This window comes from Sphingomonas alpina (genome assembly GCF_014490665.1).
Taxonomy (GTDB): Bacteria; Pseudomonadota; Alphaproteobacteria; order Sphingomonadales; family Sphingomonadaceae; genus Sphingomonas; species Sphingomonas alpina.
Window position 1 is genome coordinate 2,001,972 of sequence record NZ_CP061038.1, and the last position, 18,028, is coordinate 2,019,999.

The 18,028-nt window shown below is 61.8% G+C and carries 18 protein-coding genes and 2 pseudogenes; 3 read left to right on the plus strand and 17 right to left on the minus strand.

The features are described from left to right. Window positions 1–24 precede the first annotated feature (24 nt). On the minus strand, window positions 25–567 hold the full coding sequence (locus H3Z74_RS09180; RefSeq protein ID WP_187763576.1) for a MarR family winged helix-turn-helix transcriptional regulator: 543 nt from the start codon (window positions 565–567) through the stop codon (window positions 25–27). Between the two features lie 135 nt (window positions 568–702). On the opposite strand from H3Z74_RS09180, the gene H3Z74_RS09185 reads away from it, so the two are divergent. Further along, a complete protein-coding gene (locus H3Z74_RS09185; protein WP_187763577.1) occupies window positions 703–1,038 on the plus strand; it encodes a cupin domain-containing protein in 336 nt (111 codons plus the stop codon). A gap of 414 nt (window positions 1,039–1,452) precedes the next feature. On the opposite strand, the gene H3Z74_RS09190 is transcribed toward H3Z74_RS09185, so the two are convergent. From H3Z74_RS09190 to H3Z74_RS09260, 15 genes and pseudogenes are all read right to left on the minus strand, one after another. Further along, window positions 1,453–1,746, minus strand: a complete 294-nt coding sequence (locus tag H3Z74_RS09190) for a PilZ domain-containing protein (protein WP_229726991.1) — start codon at window positions 1,744–1,746, stop codon at window positions 1,453–1,455. Between the two features lie 124 nt (window positions 1,747–1,870). Then, window positions 1,871–2,098, minus strand: a complete 228-nt coding sequence (gene rpmE / locus H3Z74_RS09195) for a 50S ribosomal protein L31 (protein WP_034159539.1) — start codon at window positions 2,096–2,098, stop codon at window positions 1,871–1,873. Between the two features lie 139 nt (window positions 2,099–2,237). Beyond that, window positions 2,238–2,660, minus strand: coding sequence for a 3-hydroxyacyl-ACP dehydratase FabZ (gene fabZ / locus H3Z74_RS09200; RefSeq protein WP_229727065.1), 423 nt, complete (start codon window positions 2,658–2,660; stop codon window positions 2,238–2,240). 50 nt (window positions 2,661–2,710) lie between these two features. Then, window positions 2,711–3,385, minus strand: a complete 675-nt coding sequence (locus tag H3Z74_RS09205) for an OmpH/Skp family outer membrane protein (RefSeq protein ID WP_229726992.1) — start codon at window positions 3,383–3,385, stop codon at window positions 2,711–2,713. Window positions 3,386–3,390: 5 nt separating this feature from the next. Then, the gene (bamA, locus tag H3Z74_RS09210) at window positions 3,391–6,111 is read right to left on the minus strand and encodes an outer membrane protein assembly factor BamA (protein ID WP_390901754.1); all 2,721 of its coding nucleotides are present in this window, start codon (window positions 6,109–6,111) and stop codon (window positions 3,391–3,393) included. Window positions 6,112–6,183: 72 nt separating this feature from the next. Next, window positions 6,184–7,317: a M50 family metallopeptidase gene (locus H3Z74_RS09215; protein ID WP_187763581.1), complete on the minus strand. Its 1,134-nt coding sequence runs from the start codon at window positions 7,315–7,317 to the stop codon at window positions 6,184–6,186. Next, window positions 7,314–8,471, minus strand: a complete 1,158-nt coding sequence (locus H3Z74_RS09220; RefSeq protein WP_187763582.1) for a 1-deoxy-D-xylulose-5-phosphate reductoisomerase — start codon at window positions 8,469–8,471, stop codon at window positions 7,314–7,316. The genes H3Z74_RS09215 and H3Z74_RS09220 overlap by 4 nt, the downstream gene beginning before the upstream one ends. Then, window positions 8,468–9,250, minus strand: a complete 783-nt coding sequence (locus tag H3Z74_RS09225; RefSeq protein ID WP_187763583.1) for a phosphatidate cytidylyltransferase — start codon at window positions 9,248–9,250, stop codon at window positions 8,468–8,470. Before H3Z74_RS09225 ends, H3Z74_RS09220 begins: the two co-directional genes overlap by 4 nt. Window positions 9,251–9,252: 2 nt before the next feature. Continuing rightward, window positions 9,253–9,993 carry an isoprenyl transferase gene (locus tag H3Z74_RS09230; RefSeq protein ID WP_187763584.1) on the minus strand — a complete coding sequence of 247 codons (741 nt, stop codon included), beginning with the start codon at window positions 9,991–9,993 and terminating at the stop codon, window positions 9,253–9,255. Continuing rightward, entirely contained in the window at window positions 9,993–10,550 is a 558-nt protein-coding gene (gene frr / locus H3Z74_RS09235; RefSeq protein WP_187763585.1) for a ribosome recycling factor, read from the minus strand. Before frr ends, H3Z74_RS09230 begins: the two co-directional genes overlap by 1 nt. A 2-nt stretch (window positions 10,551–10,552) precedes the next feature. After that, window positions 10,553–11,275: a UMP kinase gene (gene pyrH, locus H3Z74_RS09240; protein WP_187763586.1), complete on the minus strand. Its 723-nt coding sequence runs from the start codon at window positions 11,273–11,275 to the stop codon at window positions 10,553–10,555. Window positions 11,276–11,451: 176 nt separating this feature from the next. Then, window positions 11,452–12,385, minus strand: a pseudogene (tsf, locus tag H3Z74_RS09245) (translation elongation factor Ts). A gap of 297 nt (window positions 12,386–12,682) precedes the next feature. Next, a pseudogene (gene rpsB / locus H3Z74_RS09250) lies at window positions 12,683–13,437 on the minus strand (30S ribosomal protein S2); the annotation flags it as partial. Between the two features lie 417 nt (window positions 13,438–13,854). Continuing rightward, window positions 13,855–14,661 carry a CDP-diacylglycerol--serine O-phosphatidyltransferase gene (pssA, locus tag H3Z74_RS09255; RefSeq protein WP_229726993.1) on the minus strand — a complete coding sequence of 269 codons (807 nt, stop codon included), beginning with the start codon at window positions 14,659–14,661 and terminating at the stop codon, window positions 13,855–13,857. A gap of 22 nt (window positions 14,662–14,683) precedes the next feature. Continuing rightward, complete coding sequence (locus H3Z74_RS09260; RefSeq protein ID WP_187763588.1) at window positions 14,684–15,412, minus strand: phosphatidylserine decarboxylase; 729 nt, start codon at window positions 15,410–15,412, stop codon at window positions 14,684–14,686. On the opposite strand from H3Z74_RS09260, the gene H3Z74_RS24620 reads away from it, so the two are divergent. Both H3Z74_RS24620 and H3Z74_RS09265 read left to right on the plus strand, forming a co-directional pair. Then, complete coding sequence (locus H3Z74_RS24620) at window positions 15,411–15,533, plus strand: hypothetical protein (protein WP_268234779.1); 123 nt, start codon at window positions 15,411–15,413, stop codon at window positions 15,531–15,533. The two genes, H3Z74_RS09260 and H3Z74_RS24620, sit on opposite strands and share 2 nt — an antisense overlap. A 36-nt stretch (window positions 15,534–15,569) precedes the next feature. Continuing rightward, a complete protein-coding gene (locus H3Z74_RS09265; RefSeq protein ID WP_187763589.1) occupies window positions 15,570–16,787 on the plus strand; it encodes an NADP-dependent isocitrate dehydrogenase in 1,218 nt (405 codons plus the stop codon). A 4-nt stretch (window positions 16,788–16,791) separates the two neighbouring features. Here H3Z74_RS09265 and H3Z74_RS09270 read toward each other — a convergent pair whose 3' ends face one another. Beyond that, entirely contained in the window at window positions 16,792–18,006 is a 1,215-nt protein-coding gene (locus tag H3Z74_RS09270; RefSeq protein WP_187763590.1) for an FAD-dependent oxidoreductase, read from the minus strand. Window positions 18,007–18,028: the final 22 nt, after the last annotated feature.

Consider the following 18,028-nt stretch of genomic DNA (forward strand, 5'->3'; position numbering starts at 1 on the left):
GTTGCATGACTTCTGCCCGCAAGCTCAGCCTGCTGCGGGGAGCGCCTTGCCTTCAATTCCGACAATCAGCTTTCGTAACAAGACCGCGAGCACCTCACGCTCCTTTGCGTCCAGAGCGTGCAGGAAAGAGGATTCATTCGCCATGTCCGTGCGGAAGGCCTGCTCGGCGAGCTCAATGCCTGCCTGGGTTAGCGCCACCAACACGCTACGGCCGTCGCGCGGCGCTTTTTCGCGCTGAATCAGCCCCGCTTTCTCCAGCCGATCAAGCCTGTGGGTGAGGCCACCCGACGAGACCATCAGCAAGGTGTAGAGTTCGGTCGGGGTCAGCCGGTAAGGCGGCCCTGAGCGCCGCAAGGTCGCGATCACATCGAACTCCCCACGGTCTAGGTTAAAGTTCGCAAATGTCGCCTCAATACTCGCACGCACCAGATTCGACAGTCGATAGGCGCGGCCCAGGATCGCCATAGCCTCGGTATCGAGGTCAGGCAGTTCGAGCGCCCATTGCCGACGCAGCCGGTCGATATGGTCACCGCCTGCAGCGCCCTCGCCTGCTTCAAGCTCATTCATCAGGTCACGCCTCGGGCGCGAGCTGCGCCGGGGTCAAAGCATAGCGCATCAATCGCCATCAAGGAAGGTATCTTGACAGGAAGATAGTTCTGCGGAATATATCTTCTCGTCGAGATAGTTTTAAAGGAGACGTCCATGTACAGTGTCCTTCGTCATCGGGAGCCGCAGGCGGGCGAGAGCCGCACGGTGCGCTTCGAAGGCCGCAATTATGGCGGCGGGGTATCGTTTTTCCTGGTCGATAACGAACCGGGTCAGGGGCCTGGCTTGCACGTACACCCCTATTCGGAAACCTGGATCGTCAGGACAGGCGAAGCCGAGTTCACCGTGGGTGATGAAAAAATCCGGGGTTATCCGGGAGACATACTCGTCGGACCCGCCGGTATTCCGCATCGTTTCGAGAATGTCGGGACAGGACGGCTGGAAATCACCTGCATCCATGCCAGCGACACGATCGAACAGGAATTTATCTGAAGCGAAAGGCGGCCGGATTCGCCGCGCCGAGCCAACAGCTTTTGAAGACGATCAAGGAGGTAGCGATGGCCGTCCCAAAGGATATGGCGGTCATGGCAGCAATTCGGGCGTCAATTCCTAGCGGCTGTCGGGACGTGATTTGCGCGGAGCGCCATCGGTTTGATAATCACGGGTCGCGTCGAACGGGCGCCAATCACCGAGGGTTGCCTTGATCAGTGGAAGGCCGCACCGGCGACACGGCGCGCGGTAATTATGACCGTCATCCCACACCCGTGCGGCGTCGCGACGGTGGTTGAGGATCGAGCATAACAAATTCATCGCCGCGTTCCCGTCCGGCCCCAATCGATCTCGTGAAGAAAGCAGGGCCGTACATCGGCTTGCATACGTATAATGGCCCTCCCACCGCCGCTCAATCTATTTTGGACTGAGCGCAGCCAGCGTCTCGAACACTGCATCGTCGAGCGGGTGATGGAATTGGCAGCCGGCCTCGAAATCATCGGCCCACATGACCGTGGCGGCGATCTGGCCAATCAGCGGCAAGGTCAGCCAAATGACCGCGCCCCTGCGCAATCCTGAATAGCTATGGATGCGGGCGCCGTGCACCGACAGGTCATTCACCTTGCACAAGGTGCGATCGAGTCCGCCCCGCCCGATCCGCGCATCGAGCGACACCGGCGCCCGCGGCGTTCGCCGGAGTCCGTTGCTCATGACAGCAGGTTCGTATTCGGCAGCGAACATGGCTCCCCTTTCGTGCGGACGACGGACCGCCGACAACCTGGGGAAGCCTATGCTCGCTTGGCTAACGTGCCGTTAACGACGGCGCGCGACAGCCTTATTTCTTGAGGGTGAGCCCACCGAAGCGCTTGTTGAAGCGCGCGACCTGGCCGCCGGTGTCGAGCATCGTGCCACGACCGCCAGTCCATGCCGGATGCGCCAGCGGATCGATTTCGAGCGTCATCGTGTCGCCTTCCTTGCCCCAGGTGGAGCGGGTCTCGTACACGGTGCCATCGGTCATCTGCACCTTGATGGTGTGATAATCGGGATGGATGTCTTTCTTCACGTCAAATCTCCGAGAGTGGCTGGTTCCGACCAGCCTGAAGGAAGGCGCGCCTTACAGAAGGCGCTGGTGAAACACAAGCGCAGCCCCGCCCGGGAGCCAGCGTTTCTGACGCAAGATGCGATACGCCGCGTCTGTATCGTCAGGATTTGGGAGGATCCGCGATCATCGCGGTGAAATTCGCTTCGGCGGCAAGTTGTCCGTCGATCGTAGCACGGCCGGCGAACTTGCATACGCTCGAACGCTTTTGCACGAATTCGACTTCGAGCCGCAGCAGCACTCCCGGCTCTACCGGCTTTCTGAACTTTGCGCCCTCTATCGCCATGAAATAGACGAGTTTGCCCGAACCGGCGAGGCCAAGTGATTCGACCGCAAGGATGCCTGCTGCTTGCGCCATCGCCTCGACGATCAGTACGCCGGGCATGATCGGCCGCCCGGGGAAATGTCCCTGGAAAAAGCCTTCATTGATCGTCACCGCCTTGATCGCCGCGATCGACCGGTCGAGGATCAGTTCCTCGACGCGGTCAACCAGCAGCATCGGATAGCGATGCGGCAGCGCGGCCATGACCCGCCCGATATCGAGCGGGCCAAGCGCTTCCGCGGTCACCGTATCCGTCACCGGCTTTCGGGCTGCTTCTTGGGCTTCGCGCCGGTCGCCGGCGCTGCGGGCGTTGCGGCGGCACCGGCCTGCTGGCCCTGCTGACCGGGCTGCCAGCCGGCAGGCGGCGTAATGCTCGCCTTGGGGAAAAGGCGATCGATCTCGGTCGTGATCGCCGGCGTAATGTCAGCGGCCGGGCTGGCGAAGAACGCAGCGTTCGGGCGGATCAGCACCGAGATGTTGCGCGTCTTGACGACATTGGTGACGGCTTCGTTCACCTTGGCGGTGATCTGCTCGATCGCATAGGCACGCGCGCGCGATGGCTGTGCGGTCATGCGGCCCAGCTCTTCCTGCGCCGCCTTTTCCTTGGCTTCGATCTGCGCCAGTTCCGACGCACGCGTGCTCCGCGCGGTGGCGATTTCAGCCTGGCTCAGCTGATTGTCGCCATTGGTATCGAACTTCTTGTAAAGCGGGGCCAGTTCGGCCGCGATCGCATCGCCGCGCGTCTTCGCCTGGTCGAGCTGCGTCTTGTAGGTCGTGCCGATCTCTGCCTGTGCCGCAGCCCAGACCTTTGAATTCTCGACCGCCGCTTCAGGGTCGGCAACCGCAACGGTCTGCGCCTGCGCCTGAGTGGCGGCGATGACTGCGCCGGGGGCTACCAGCACCGCGGCCAACAGAAGCTTCTTGTGCATATTCATTAGAAGGATGTCCCTACGTTGAAAGTAATGAGTTTGGTGTCGTCGCCCTTATCCTTGAGCAGCGCATATGCAAGGTCGATACGCAGCGGACCAAAGGGTGAGGTCCAGTTGACACCGGCACCGATCGACAAACGCGGCTTGGCCGAATTGCCGACGAACTGCTCCTTGAAGGGTAGCTGTGTCGTGGTCAGCGCCGTGTTTCCGCTGCCGCCATTGCAAGTGCCGGATGCGTCGGGAATGCCTGCCGGGCAGCTGGTGACGACCTGATTGCCGTCCGCCTGGGTGAAGTAATACAGCGGATTGCCGGCCGTATCGAGGACCGGCGAGACCTTGGGCTGGACGACGCCGTTCACCGTCTCGAATTCGATCGTCGGCCGTGGCTTGGTAATACCGAACAGTGCGCCTGTCTGGAGATAGATGGACGGACGCAGACCAAGCTCGCGCGCGCCGGCGCTGAGCGGGATTTCCAGTTCCAGTCGTCCGGAATAATAGGCCCGGCCACCCAGCGCATCGTCGATGATGTTGTTCTTGTCGGTGTCCAGAACCTGCTTGCCATCGACCGTCGTGTACTGAATGCGCTGGACGCGGGGCCCGACGCCGCGAATGTCGAAACCACGGAATTCCGGCTCACCAAGATAGAAACGATCCGTGATGCGCACCTTGTCAATGCCCGGACCGCGACTACCTTCAAGAGAATGGATGTAACCGCCCTCGACGCTTGCCGACAGGATGAAGCCGCCGCCGAGGCCCCAATATTTGTCGGCGTCGAAACGTGTGCGGATATAGCGCACGTCACCGCCAAGGCCGGCAAAATCCTGGCTCAGCACCAATCGTTGACCGCGGCTTGGGCGCAACCGGCTGTTAAGGCTGTCGAAGATCAACGAATAGCCGACCGACGAGGTCGCGCGGTTGCCGATCGCTTCGCAGAGATACCTGCCCGCCTTGACCACATCGCACTGACCGCCGGTGAAATACTGGCTATCGAGGCTCACATCGTCAAACGTCAGGCCGTAACGGGCCGATGCAGACCAATATTCGGTGAGCGGAATGCCCGCGCGGATCTGGAATCCAGTCGAGACCTGACTGTAGGTCGTTTTGCGATCGTCACCGACATAGTTGAACGAGTTGTAATCGCGGCGGAAGATGTCACCGCCGATCGCGATATTCTTGTCGAACAGATACGGCTCGGTAAAGCCCAGCTCCACCGACTTGGAATAGCTGGAATAATTGACGCTCGCGCGCAGTTCCTGTCCCTTGCCGCGGAAATTGCGCTGGCGGATCGACGCCTGGACGATGAAGCTTTCAAGGCTGGAGAAACCGGCCGAAAGCTGCAATTCGCCGGTCGATTTTTCCTCGACATCGGCGGTCAGGACGACCCGGTCCGGGGCGGATCCGGGCGTCTGCTTGATCTCGAACTTTTCCTGGAAAAAGCCGAGCGAGTTGATCCGGTCCTGCGAACGCTTGACCTGGAAGCTGTTGAACGCGTCGCCTTCCGAAAGCCGGATTTCGCGCCGGATCACCTTGTCCTGCGTATTGGTGTTGCCGTTGATGTCGATGCGCTCGACATAGGACCGCTTCGCTTCGGCGATATTGAAGTTCAGCGACATGGTGAGCGTTTCACGGTCGCGCTGGAATTCCGGATTCACTTCGGTAAAGGCGTAGCCGAACAAGCCGGCCGTCTCGCTCAGGCTGTCGACCGAGCTTTCGACCAGCTTGGCGTTGTACCAGTCGCCCTTCTTGATCGCCAAACCCTTGGCCAGCGCCTCGTTGTTGAAGTCGCGGATCGAGCTATCGACGGTGACGTCGCCGAACTTGTAGCGCGGCCCCTCTTCCACGACATAGGTGATGATGAAGTCGGACTTGTCGGGGCTGAGTTCGGCAACGGCAGAGGTCACCTTGAAGTCGGCATAGCCTTCCGTCAGGTAGAATTGGCGCATCTTCTGCTGGTCATACGCCATGCGATCCTGGTCGTAGCTCGTGTTCGAGCTGAGCAGCCGGAACAACCGCGCCTGCTTGGTCGCCATCTGCTCACGCAGCTTGTCATCGTCGAACACCTCGTTGCCGATGATGTTGATCTGGCGAACCTTAGATTTCGGCCCTTCGCTGATTTCGAACACGACATCGACGCGATTCTGGTCGAGCGCGACCATCTTCGGTTCGATCGAGGCGCCGAAGCGGCCCTGGCGGCGATACAGTTCGACGATTCTCGCGACATCCTGACGCACGGCGGTCCGCGTGAAAATCTGGCGCGGGGCGAGTTTGATTTCCTTGGTGATCTTGTCGGACTTGAGGCGCTTGTTGCCCTCAAGCACGATGCGATTGATCACCGGGTTCTCCCGGATGCGGATGACGATGTCACCACTCTCGACGCCGGCGATCGACACATCGGCGAAGAAATCGCTCGCCAGCAGGTCGCGCAGCGCCTGGTCGAGCGTCTCATTGGTGTAGGCCTGGCCGACGCGCAACTTGGTATAGGAGAGCACGGTATCAGGCTCGATGCGCTGCGATCCCTCGACGCGGAGCGACTTGATCGCGCGCGTCACCGGTGCCGCGACAGGGACCGGAGTCTCCGGTGCAGCGGCCTGAGGCGCACCGGCCTGGGGCGCGGCAGCCCGGGGCGCGGCGGGAGCCGGCGCGGTCTGTGCGCCGGCGATGCCCGACAGCATCGTGCCCGCAAGCAACGCCGCCGTGGCGCTAGCGCCGAATTTCGAAACCTTGATCGCTGTCACTGTCCACCCCAACCGGAGAAAATTACGCGGGCCGCTTAATTCGCCTGCCCTGCCTCAACCGCGTCAGCCGATCAACCCGGCCAAATTCTTCCACAGCCCAAAAGCGCCCAAATCATTGAACGTTACGAGCATCATTAGCGCAAGCAGTGCCGCCAAACCTCCGCGAAAAGCCCATTCCTGGACTTGCGGCTTGACCGGCCGCCGCTGAACCGCCTCGATCGCATAGAAAAACAAATGGCCACCATCCAGCATGGGAACTGGCAACAAGTTGATGAACCCCAAGTTAATCGACACCAGAGCGATCAGGAAAACAAAGGCATCGGGGCCCAGCGCCAGCTGCTCGCCCGACGCCTTGGCGATGCTGAGCGGCCCGCCGAGTTCCTTCACCGAGCGCTTGCCGGTGATGATCTGGCCGAGCGTTTCAACCATCATGGTGACGATATCGCGTACGCCACGAACAGCGACACCGGGCGCTTCCAGCAGCCCGACCGAAACGCGAACGGCCTGAGCCGGCGCGACGCCGAGCAAGCCAAGGCGGTACTCATTGTCGAAGCGGTCGCGCTGAATCTGCGTGCCGATCGTCACCGTGCGGCGGATCGACGTACCGCCGCGGTCAAAAGTGACCTCGGCCTGTTCGCCGGCTCGAATCCGGACATAGCGGCGAATATCTTCAAACCATTCGACCGAGCGCCCCCCCACCGAAGTGATGCGATCACCGGGCTGCAGTGCGATCGCCGCCGCCGCACTGCCCTTTTCAACCGCGCCAACGACGGTGGTGGTGCGGCTATCACCATAAGCGACAGCGAATCCCATCAGGATCAGGACCGCAAGGAGGAAATTCACCGCCGGTCCCGCCGCGACGATGATTGCGCGTTGCCATAACGGCTTCACCTGAAAAGTTTTGGCGCGCTCTTCCGCGGGAAGTGACAACCATTCAGCATCGGGCTGGCTTGCCGCATTCATGTCGCCGGCGAATTTGACATAGCCGCCCAGCGGCAGCCAGCCGAACTTCCACCGCGTGCCGCGCTTGTCGGTCACCCCGAAAATCTCGCGGCCGAAGCCGATCGAAAACGCATCGGCCTTCACGCCGAACAGGCGACCGGCAAGATAATGACCCATTTCATGAACGAACACGAGCGGTCCGATCACCAGCACGAATGCCAGGATGGTTAGCCAGAGGCCGGGGGTCTGGATCAAATCACGCAATCCTTCACACGTTCGCCCGCGATCCTCCGCGCTTCGGCGTCGATTGCCAATACCGCATCGAGCGTCTCCGGGGCGGGCGGGTCGTAACGATCCAGCGTATCGGCGACGATTGCGGCAATTTCGAGGAAGCCGATCCGGCGGTCAAGGAACGCCGCAACCGCGATCTCGTTGGCGGCATTGAGAATTGCCGGACGCGCACCGCCCGCCTCCAATGCCTCACGCGCCAGCCGCAGCGCCGGGAAACGCTCCGGATCGGGCGCCTCGAAATCGAGCCGGCCGATCGCGATCAGGTCGAGCGGCGCCATCGGTGTCGCCATGCGGTCCGGCCAGGCAAGGCAATGCGCGATCGGCGTGCGCATGTCGGGTGGACCAAGCTGGGCGAGCACCGAGCCGTCGACATAATCGACCAGCGAATGGATCACCGACTGCCGGTGCAGGATAATCTCGATCCGCTCGTGCGAGATCGGAAACAGCCGCGCCGCCTCGATCAGTTCGAGCCCCTTGTTCATCAGGGTAGCCGAATCGATCGAGATCTTTGCGCCCATCGACCAATTGGGATGCGCGATCGCCTGCTCCGGCGTCACGCCGCGCATCTCCTCGATCGACCAGTCGCGGAACGGGCCGCCGCTCGCGGTTAGGATGATCCGACGAATGCCTTCGGGCCGATCGAAATCGAAGCATTGAAAAATGGCGTTGTGCTCGGAATCCGCCGGCAACAGGGTCGCACCGTGGCGCTTGGCTGCGGCAAGCACGACATCCCCCGCCGAGACCAGCGGCTCCTTGTTGGCGAGCACCACCGTGCCGCCCCGTTCGACCGCCGCCATCACCGGTTCGAGCCCGGCACAGCCGACGATTGCCGCCATGGTCCAGTCCGCACCCATGGCCGCCGCATCGAGCAATGCTTGTGCGCCGCCCGTCGTCTCGATGCCGGTACCGGCCAGGGTGTCGCGCAACGCCGGCAAGCACCGTTCGTCCGCCACGACCGCGCGACGCGCATTGGTGCGAACTGCGGCCTTGGCGAGCTTTGCGACGTCGCAATTGGCGGTCAGCGCCAGGACTTCGAAGCGCTCGGGCTCGCGCTCGACCAGGTCGAGTGTCGAACTGCCGACCGATCCGGTCGCACCAAGGATGGTGATCGTCTTCAAGGATAAAATCGCGGCAGGATGACCAGAAACGCAGCGATCGGCGCCACCGGCACCAACCCGTCGAGCCGGTCGAGCACCCCGCCATGGCCGGGCAGGATATTACCGCTATCCTTGACCCCTGCCCTGCGCTTCAGCCAGCTTTCGAACAGATCGCCACCTTGCGCGAGCACCGCCAGCACCGGCGTTGCCAGGGTCATGCGCCACGGCAAGCCGTAAAAGACGTGCATGACCATCGCGAACAGGCTTGCCAGCGCGACGCCGCCGATCAGCCCGGCCCAGGTCTTGTTCGGGCTGATTGCGGGCCACAGCTTCGGGCCGCCGATCGCACGGCCGGCGAAATAGGCGCCGATATCGCATGCCCAGACCAATGCCAGCGCCCATAGAGTAAAGACGATGCCTTCGTCCTGCCGGCGCATGAAGACCAGCGCCAGTACCGGGAGTCCGCAATAGATCACGCCCGCCGCCAGCGTCGGTCGCCGCGTCACGATCGCGACGAAAATGGCCGCACCGGCCAGCAGGCCGAGCGTGAAGAAATTATGGACCTCGATGACCAGTGAAGCCGGTGCCATCAGCGCGAGCGGCACTGACAGGGCGAACTGCGCCATCCGCCGGGTTTTCCGATCGACTCCATCAAGATCGGCCCATTCCGCCATCATGACCAACGACAGGATGACGCAGACCAGCCAAAAACCGATCCCGCCGCACCATAAAGCCAGCGCCGCGACCACAACCAGCAGCACGGCGACGGCGGACCGCAGCCCAAGATCGGAGCTTTTCATGGTCAAAGGCCGCCGAAACGCCGCTGACGCCGACCGAATTCGGCAACTGCGCTTTCGAGCGCCGCGGCGTCGAAATCGGGCCATAATGTGTCGATGAAGAGCAGTTCGGCATAGGCCGCCTGCCACAGCAGGAAATTGGACAGGCGCACTTCACCCGAGGTGCGGATCAGCAGGTCGAGCGGTGGCAAGTCGCTGGTGTCGAGTTCGGCTTCGATCGCCGCCTCGTCAATATGGGCGATGTCCAGTGCACCATCCGCAGCTTTGGCGGCAAGCCGCCGGGCGGCCGCCGCGATCTCGGCCTGCGCGCCATAATTGAGCGCAATCACCAATATCGGACCGCTATTGTTCGCCGTGCGCGCAATCGCATCCTCAACCTGAGCCACGAGATCGGCCGAAAAGCGCCGATAATCGCCGATCACGCGCAACCGCACATTTTCACGTACCAGTTCGTCGATGTCGGTGCGGATGAACAAGCGAAGCAACCCCATCAGGTCGCTCACTTCCTCTTCGGGTCGGCGCCAATTCTCCGATGAAAAGGCGTAAAGTGTCAGCGCCTCGATCCCCATCGAACGCGCCGCACGCGTCACGGCGCGAACCGCTTCGACCCCCGCCTTGTGCCCGGCAAAACGCGGCAGGAAGCGCTTCTTCGCCCAGCGGCCATTGCCGTCCATGATGATCGCAACATGGCGTGGCAAATGCGTCGTCCCGGCAGCGGGAGGCGCAGCCGTGGCGGGCACGGGCATCACTTGCCGAGGATTTCCTTTTCCTTGGCCGATGCCGTGGCGTCGATCTCGCCGATCGTCTTGTCGGTCAGCTTCTGGACTTCGGTTTCGTGGCGCTTGCGGTCATCCTCGCCGAACAGCCCCTTCTTTTCGTCCGCCTTCAGGCTGTCCATGCCGTCGCGACGGACATTGCGCGCGGCGATGCGCGCATCCTCGGCATATTTTCCCGCAAGCTTGGCGAGTTCCTTGCGGCGCTCCTCGGTCAGATCCGGGATCGGCAGGCGCAGCGTGGTGCCGTCGACAATCGGATTGAGGCCGAGGCCAGCCGAGCGGATCGCCTTGTCGGCCGGGCCGACATTGGATTTATCCCATACCTGTACCGACAGCATGCGCGGCTCGGGTGCCGATACCGTCGCAATCTGGTTGAGCGGCATGTGCGCGCCATAAACTTCGACCGTCACAGGATCCAGCAGAGAGGTCGAGGCGCGACCGGTGCGCAGGCCCTGCAGGTCGTGCTTAAGCGCTTCGACACTGCCGGCCATGCGGCGTTCGAGATCCGCCTTGTCATAAGCTGCCATGGTTACTGCTCCTTCTGAACCGTCGTCGACACGCCCTCACCTGCGAGAACGGCGGCAAAATTGCCATGCTCACGGATGTTGAAAACGACGATCGGGATATTGTTGTCACGGCAAAGCGCGATGGCGCTGGCGTCCATCACCTTCAAATTCTTGGCCAGCACCGTATCGTAGCTGACCGTGTTGTAACGCGTCGCACCCGGTACGACTTTCGGATCGGCATCATAGACGCCGTCGACCGAAGTACCTTTGAACAAGGCATCGCACTTCATCTCGGCGGCGCGCAGCGCGGCACCGCTGTCAGTGGTGAAATAGGGCTCGCCGACGCCTGCGGCGAAGATCACCACGCGGCCTTTTTCCAGGTGGCGTTCGGCGCGGCGGCGAATCACCGGCTCGCATATCTTGTCCATCGAAATGGCCGATTGCACACGAGTGGAGACGCCGATCTGCTCAAGCGCATTCTGCACGGCGAGCGCGTTCATGACGGTCGCGAGCATGCCCATATGGTCGGCGGTCGCACGCTCGAAACCTTTGGCGGCCGCAGCCAGGCCGCGAAAGATATTGCCGCCGCCGACAACGACGCACAGCTCATAGCCTTGCGCCTTCACGTCCGCGATTTCGCCCGCGACGCGCGCAGTGACGGCCGGATCGATGGCGAGACCATTCTCGCCCATCAGGACTTCGCCCGACAATTTCAGCAATATGCGTTTGAAGCGAAGTACAGTCACAAGGTTCCAACATACTGGCGGACGGGGCGGCGCGGACCTTAGTCGGCGCGACCGGCCATGGGAAGCGGGAAGGCGGGAGAATTACCCGCCTCTTTTACCAAGAAGGCCAGGGTCGACTAAGTGTCGGCCCTGGCCTTCTGGTGCCCTCTCCCGGTGCGGGGAAAGGATATGTCGGATCAAGCAGGCTGCTTGACGCCCGATGCTGCGGCGACTTCGGCGGCGAAGTCGCTGGCTTCCTTCTCGATGCCTTCGCCGAGCTGGAAGCGGACATAGTCCTTGAGCACGATCGTCTTGCCCGCTGCCTTGGCGGCATTGGCGACCACGTCGGAGATCTTGGTCTTGCCATCCATTACCAGCAACTGGCTGACCAGGGCGTTTTCCTTGCGATACTTGGCGATCGCACCATCGACCATCTTGGCGACGATATCCGCCGGCTTGCCGCTCTCGGCTGCCTTTTCGGTGGCGATCGCACGCTCGCGCTCGACGATCTCGGCATCGAGATCGTCTTCGTTCAGTGCCAACGGGAAAGCCGCCGCGATGTGCATCGCGATCTGCTTGCCGAGCGGTTCGAGCACATCGGCGCCCGCATCGCTTTCCAGCGCAACGAGCACGCCGATCTTGCCCAGGCCGGGAGCCGCCGCATTGTGCACATAAGGCACCACCGCACCCGACGTGACTTCGAGGCGCTTGGCGCGACGGATCGTCTGGTTTTCACCAATCGTGGCGATGTTGTTGGTCAGCACTTCCTCGACGGTCTTGCCGCCAAGCGATGCCGCCTTGATCGTATCGATCGAGATCGCCGAGCTCGAGCGCGACCGAAGTCACGTCGCGCACAAAGGTCTGGAACTGCACGTTCTTGGCAACGAAATCGGTCTCGGAATTGACCTCGACCGCTGCACCCTTGGTGCCGGACACTTCGATGCCGACCAGCCCTTCGGCCGCAGTGCGGCTGGACTTCTTTGCGGCGGACGCAAGGCCCTTGGCGCGCAGCCAGTCGATCGCCGCAGTCATGTCACCGCCGGCTTCGGTCAGCGCCTTCTTGCAATCCATCATGCCTGCGCCGCTCTTCTCGCGCAGGTCCTTCACCGCTGCTGCCGTGATCTCGGCCATGTCAAATTCCTCTTGTGCCCAGAAAATTAATATGGGGAATATGGGTACGGACGGGGAAAGGCTGCGCCTTACCCCGCCCGCATGTCAGTTCCGCGACGCTCAGGCGTCGATCTGGCGCTCGCCCTCAGCAGCCGTTTCAGGCTCGGTCGAGGCAGCGGGTGCCTCGGGTTCTACCGGAGCTTCAACTGCGGCCGGGGCCTCAACTGCTGCCGGTGCTTCGGCGGCGGGCGCCTCAGGTGCGGCAAAGTCTTCGGCAGTGACCACGGTGTCGGCAATCGGCGCTTCTTCAGCGGCCGGCGCGACGGTCAAAGCTTCCTCGACCGGCGGACGCTCCAGAGCGCCGACATCAACGCCACGGCGCTGCTGCTGTTCCTGGCCGCCACGGGTCGCGGCGATCGCGATCGCTTCGCAATACAGGCGGATCGCGCGGCTGGCGTCGTCATTCGCCGGTACCGGGAAAGCGATACCGTCGGGCGAGACGTTCAATCCAGGATCGCGACGACCGGAATACCCAGCGTATTGGCTTCCTTGATCGCCAGCTCTTCCTTGTTCGCGTCGATCACGAACATCACGTCGGGAATGCCGCCCATGTCGCGGATGCCACCGAGCGACAGCTCGAGCTTGTCCTTCTCACGGGTAAGCTGCAGCACTTCCTTCTTGGTCAGGCCGTGCGTGTCGCCGGTCAGCTGCTCTTCAAGCGTCTTGAGGCGCTTGATCGAACCCGAGATGGTCTTCCAGTTGGTGAGCATGCCGCCCAGCCAGCGATGGTTGACGAAATGCTGGCCCGACCGGCGCGCGGCCTCGGCGACCGGCTCCTGTGCCTGGCGCTTGGTGCCGACGAACAGCACCTTGCCGCCGGCTGCAGTCGATGCTGCGACGAATTCGAGCGCGCGTGCGAACAATGGCACGGTCTGCGACAGATCGAGGATGTGGACGCCGTTGCGGTCGCCAAAGATGTAAGGCTTCATCTTCGGGTTCCAGCGATGCGTCTGGTGGCCGAAATGCGCGCCCGTTTCGAGCAATTGCTGCATGGAGACGACAGGTGCCGCCATAAGATAGTTCCTTTCCGGTTGAGCCTCTGGGAAGCGAGTAATCCGTCAAGCGCACCCAAGGGGCGAACTAGGCGGACACCGGCGATGTGTGCTTCCCATGCGGTGTGAAGGCGCGCCCTCTATCCGAAGCGATCCTGCAAATCAAGTGTTGACATGCAGAACATCAGTGGAACATACAGTGTCCGTAAGGCGGACATGGAACGGAACGACGCTGCTCTTGTTGGCGTATCCTGACCTTGGCCCGGAATTCAGGGAGTTGGGCAATGATGATGATCGTCGCACTGTTGGTTTTCACTGGCGCCTTCGCCGCTGCGATCGCCGTGTTCGCCTATACTTTGCTTCCTGCGATGCCGCGGATCACCGCGATCCTGTCGGGGCGCGAAGACCCGATCCTGTCGGCAACCCATCGTCTGGTGGTCAGGGATCGACGCTTTTTGCCTCCGTCGCGGGCGGTTGCGACGCCGGTTGTGCTCCGCGCAGCCGCTTGACCCGCGCATAGGATGAGACGCTGAACGGCAGCGACGCGATATAGGCGATGCACAACAGCGACAACGTATGCCACGGCGCAGAGATGATCGCCGCCCCAAGCAGAACGAACACCGCCAGCGCCTCGAACCGGATATTCCGGCGCAACTTGAGCGAGCTCCACGAATAGGTGGCGACGCTCGATACCATCAGCAAGGCAACCGCGGCCACCCAGGGCGCGACAAGATAAGGCGAGCGGAACACCGCTTCGCCGGTCCAGAACCATAAAAACAGTGGCAGCAATGCCATCGCGGCGGCAGCCGGTGCGGGAACGCCGGTCAGAAATCCGGCCGATTTATGCGGTTGTTCAGTGACATCGATATTGGCGTTGAAGCGCGCCAGGCGCAGCGCACAGAACACCGCGAGCACCAGCGAGCAAAGCCAGCCGATCCGCGGCAAGGTCGACAGCGACCAGAGATATAGGATCAAGGCGGGCGACACGCCGAATGAGATCGCGTCCGCCAGCGAATCGAGTTCCGCACCGAATCTGCTTTCGCCGTGCAGCATTCGAGCGATTCTGCCGTCGAGACCGTCAAGCACGCCAGCAATCAGGATCAGGGCGACGGCAATTTCCCAATCATGGGAGATCGCAAAACGGATTCCCGTCAAGCCACAGCACAACGCCAGTGCGGTCACCGCATTGGGTGCGACCGCGCGCAACGGCAGACCACGCGTGAATTGTCGGGGACGACGATTCACCGGCGGGGAGACACTGAATAGGTCACTGGGATATGCCGGTCGGCACGATGCCGCCGAGCCGGCCCAGAACCGTTTCCCCCGCCACGCTGCGTTGTCCAAGCGCGACCTGGCAGGCAATGTCATCCGGCAGATAGACATCTACCCGGCTGCCGAAGCGAATCAGCCCGACGCGCTGACCGGTGGCGACCATGTCGCCCGGCTTGACGAAACCGAGAATACGCCGCGCCACCAGGCCAGCGATCTGCGTCATGCCGACACGGCGGCCATCGCGCCCCTCGACCACGATATGCTGACGCTCATTCTCCTCGCTCGCCTTGTCGAGATCGGCATTGAGGAATTTGCCCGAGATATAGACGACCTGACGGATCGTGCCGGCGATCGGCGTGCGGTTGATGTGCACATCGAACACCGACATGAAGATCGATACGCGGATCAGCGGCGCATCGCCCAAACCATTTTCTCCGGCCAGCTCACGCGGCACGGGCACACGCTCGATCATCGTGATCAGGCCATCGGCCGGAGCAATGATCAGCCCCTCTCCCGCCGGCGTTACACGGACGGGGTCGCGAAAGAAGGCCGCGACCCAAAGGGTGAGGCCGATCAAGGGCCATGCCCAGAAATCCCAGAAGATCAGCGACAGCATGACGACCACGCCTGCGATCAGAACATATTTGCGCCCTTCAGGGTGCATGTCGGGGAACCGCCATCTAATGGTCGGGTTCGCCACCGGCGGTTTATCGAATGATGACATGGCGTTGTTCTATCCATCGCAGCGCAGCGTGACAACGCTCCAGCGCGCGATCGACAGCTTCATCGCCATCAAACCATTTCTCTGGCTTGCCAAGGTTGATCGCGGCCCGCCTTGCTCCTAGACGCTTGGCGAAACCTCCCTTACGGAAAGAGTATCGATGGCGAAGATCAAGGTGAAGACGCCTGTCGTGGAGATCGACGGCGACGAGATGACGCGGATCATCTGGCAGTGGATTCGTGAGCGTCTGATCCTTCCCTATCTCGATATCGACCTCGACTATTACGATCTCGGCATCCAGAAGCGTGACGAGACGGATGACAAGATCACCGTCGAATCCGCCCGCGCGATCCAGAAATACGGCGTTGGCGTGAAATGCGCGACAATCACGCCGGACGAAGCGCGGGTCGAGGAATTCGGCCTGAAGAAAATGTGGAAATCGCCCAACGGCACGATCCGCAACATCCTGGGCGGTGTGGTGTTCCGCGAGCCGATCGTGATGAAAAACGTCCCCCGCCTGATCCCGGGCTGGACTCACCCGATCGTTGTCGGCCGTCACGCCTTTGGCGACCAGTATCGCGCGACCGATTACCGCGTTCCCGGCCCGGGCAAGCTGCGCATGGTGTTCGAGGGCGATGACGGTACGGTGATCGACGAGGAAGTGTTCCAGTTCCCCTCGGCCGGCGTCGCGATGGCGATGTACAATCTCGACGATTCGATCCGCGATTTTGCGCGCGCCTCGATGCATTACGGCCTCAATCTCGGCTGGCCGGTTTATCTCTCGACCAAGAACACCATCCTCAAGGCCTATGACGGCCGCTTCAAGGACATTTTCGCGGACGTTTTCGAGAGCGAATTCAAAGACAAGTTCAAGGAAGCGAACATCGTCTATGAACATCGCCTGATCGATGACATGGTCGCGTCGGCGCTGAAGTGGCACGGCGAATTCGTCTGGGCCTGCAAGAATTACGATGGCGATGTGCAGTCGGATCAGGTCGCGCAGGGCTTTGGCTCGCTCGGTCTGATGACCTCGGTGCTGCTCACCCCGGACGGCAAGACGGTCGAGGCGGAAGCGGCGCACGGCACGGTCACGCGCCACTTCCGCATGCACGAACAGGGCAAGGCGACCTCGACCAATCCGATCGCATCGGTGTTCGCCTGGACCGGTGGCTTGAAATATCGCGGCAAGTTCGATGGCACGCCCGAAGTGACCGAGTTCGCCGAACTGCTCGAAAAGGTCTGCATCGACACGGTCGAAAGCGGCAAGATGACCAAGGATCTCGCGATCCTGATCGGTCCGGAACAGCCCTGGATGACCACCGAGCAGTTCTTCGAAGCGGTGCGCGTCAATCTCGAAACCGCGATGGGCGCCAAATAGGAATCTAACGTGGCGGCTCGGCGACCGGCGATCGGACATGTTCCGGCCGGAAGCCGAGCCCCAATACCCGCGCCGGCAATCGTCGGAGCAGCGGCACCGAATTGAGCAGGCGAGCGGCGAACGGCGGTCGCTTCATCGGTTTGGTGCCCGCCAGCAGTGGCTGGATAATGCGATTCTGGATCGCGCGCTGCGCACCTTGAGTGAGTCGCGTCGGCAACATTCGGCGCCGTTCGACCTGTTCCAGGAACGCATCGACATCATCACCCCGCGCCATCGGACCTGCCAACACATTGGCGGCGGCGACCGCATCCTGTATCGCGAGATTGATCCCGACACCGCCGATCGGCGACATGGCATGCGCTGCGTCACCGATCACCAGCAGGCCCGGGCGATGCCAGCGATCGAGTCGATCGACCGTCACCGTCAGCAGCTTGACGTCGTCCCAGCTTTTCACGCTTTCGCCGACCGCTGCCGTTTCCGGCCCGACCGTCCGAACACGAGCGAGAAAGGCATCAAGGCCTTCGGCTCTGATTTTCTCTGCGCCTCCCTTGGCAAAAACAAAGGCGCACTGCCAATAGTCTCCTCGGTCGATCAGAACGAACAGCCGCCCAGTATCGAACACGCCCATACTGTCATTCTGCGGCTGCGCGTTTTTCGGAATGTGAAACCAGAACACATCCATCGGTGCGCCGACTGTGGTGAGCGGAAGGCCGGCGCGAAAATGCGAATCGCGCCCGTCACAGGCAAGGACCAGACGGCTGCGGATCTCCGCGCCATCCATGGTGCGAACGCCGCTGACACGACCGCCTTCCTCGATCAGATCGACCGCCGCACAATCCTGTTTCAAGCTGAATGCGGGGTAGCCCCGTGCCTGATCTGCAACGAAATCGAGGAACTCCCATTGCGGCATCAGCGCGATGTACGGTGCGGGGACGCGGAGATGACGGAAATCGACAAGCGTCAATTCCTGCCCCGCGATGCGACCACCCAATTGCTCGACCCGATTATGGGGGCGCTGTAAAAGTGCATCGAGCAAGCCAAGTTCGTGAAAAACCCGCAAGGTCGAGGGATGAACGGTGTCACCCCGAAAATCGCGCAGGAAATCACCATGTTTCTCAAGCACCAGCGTCTTGACGCCGGCGCGAGCGAATAGCAGGCCGGCGACCATTCCCGCCGGCCCTCCGCCAATAATGACCAGATCGGAAATTCGCTCAGTCATCGGCTGACAAACCGCTCGCGTT

Bases quoted from the DNA above. Each gene is read 5' to 3' on its own strand.
- H3Z74_RS09260 (WP_187763588.1), bottom strand. From the start codon at position 15,412: ATGTCATCATTCGATAAACCGCCGGTGGCGAACCCGACCATTAGATGG.
- H3Z74_RS09265 (WP_187763589.1), top strand. From the start codon at position 15,570: ATGGCGAAGATCAAGGTGAAGACGCCTGTCGTGGAGATCGACGGCGAC.
- fabZ (WP_229727065.1), bottom strand. From the start codon at position 2,660: ATGGCCGCGCTGCCGCATCGCTATCCGATGCTGCTGGTTGACCGCGTC.
- H3Z74_RS09225 (WP_187763583.1), bottom strand. From the start codon at position 9,250: ATGAAAAGCTCCGATCTTGGGCTGCGGTCCGCCGTCGCCGTGCTGCTG.
- H3Z74_RS09270 (WP_187763590.1), bottom strand. From the start codon at position 18,006: ATGACTGAGCGAATTTCCGATCTGGTCATTATTGGCGGAGGGCCGGCG.
- H3Z74_RS09230 (WP_187763584.1), bottom strand. From the start codon at position 9,993: ATGCCCGTGCCCGCCACGGCTGCGCCTCCCGCTGCCGGGACGACGCAT.
- H3Z74_RS09180 (WP_187763576.1), bottom strand. From the start codon at position 567: ATGAATGAGCTTGAAGCAGGCGAGGGCGCTGCAGGCGGTGACCATATC.
- H3Z74_RS24620 (WP_268234779.1), top strand. From the start codon at position 15,411: ATGGCGTTGTTCTATCCATCGCAGCGCAGCGTGACAACGCTCCAGCGC.
- H3Z74_RS09190 (WP_229726991.1), bottom strand. From the start codon at position 1,746: ATGAGCAACGGACTCCGGCGAACGCCGCGGGCGCCGGTGTCGCTCGAT.
- frr (WP_187763585.1), bottom strand. From the start codon at position 10,550: ATGGCAGCTTATGACAAGGCGGATCTCGAACGCCGCATGGCCGGCAGT.
- H3Z74_RS09185 (WP_187763577.1), top strand. From the start codon at position 703: ATGTACAGTGTCCTTCGTCATCGGGAGCCGCAGGCGGGCGAGAGCCGC.
- H3Z74_RS09205 (WP_229726992.1), bottom strand. From the start codon at position 3,385: ATGCACAAGAAGCTTCTGTTGGCCGCGGTGCTGGTAGCCCCCGGCGCA.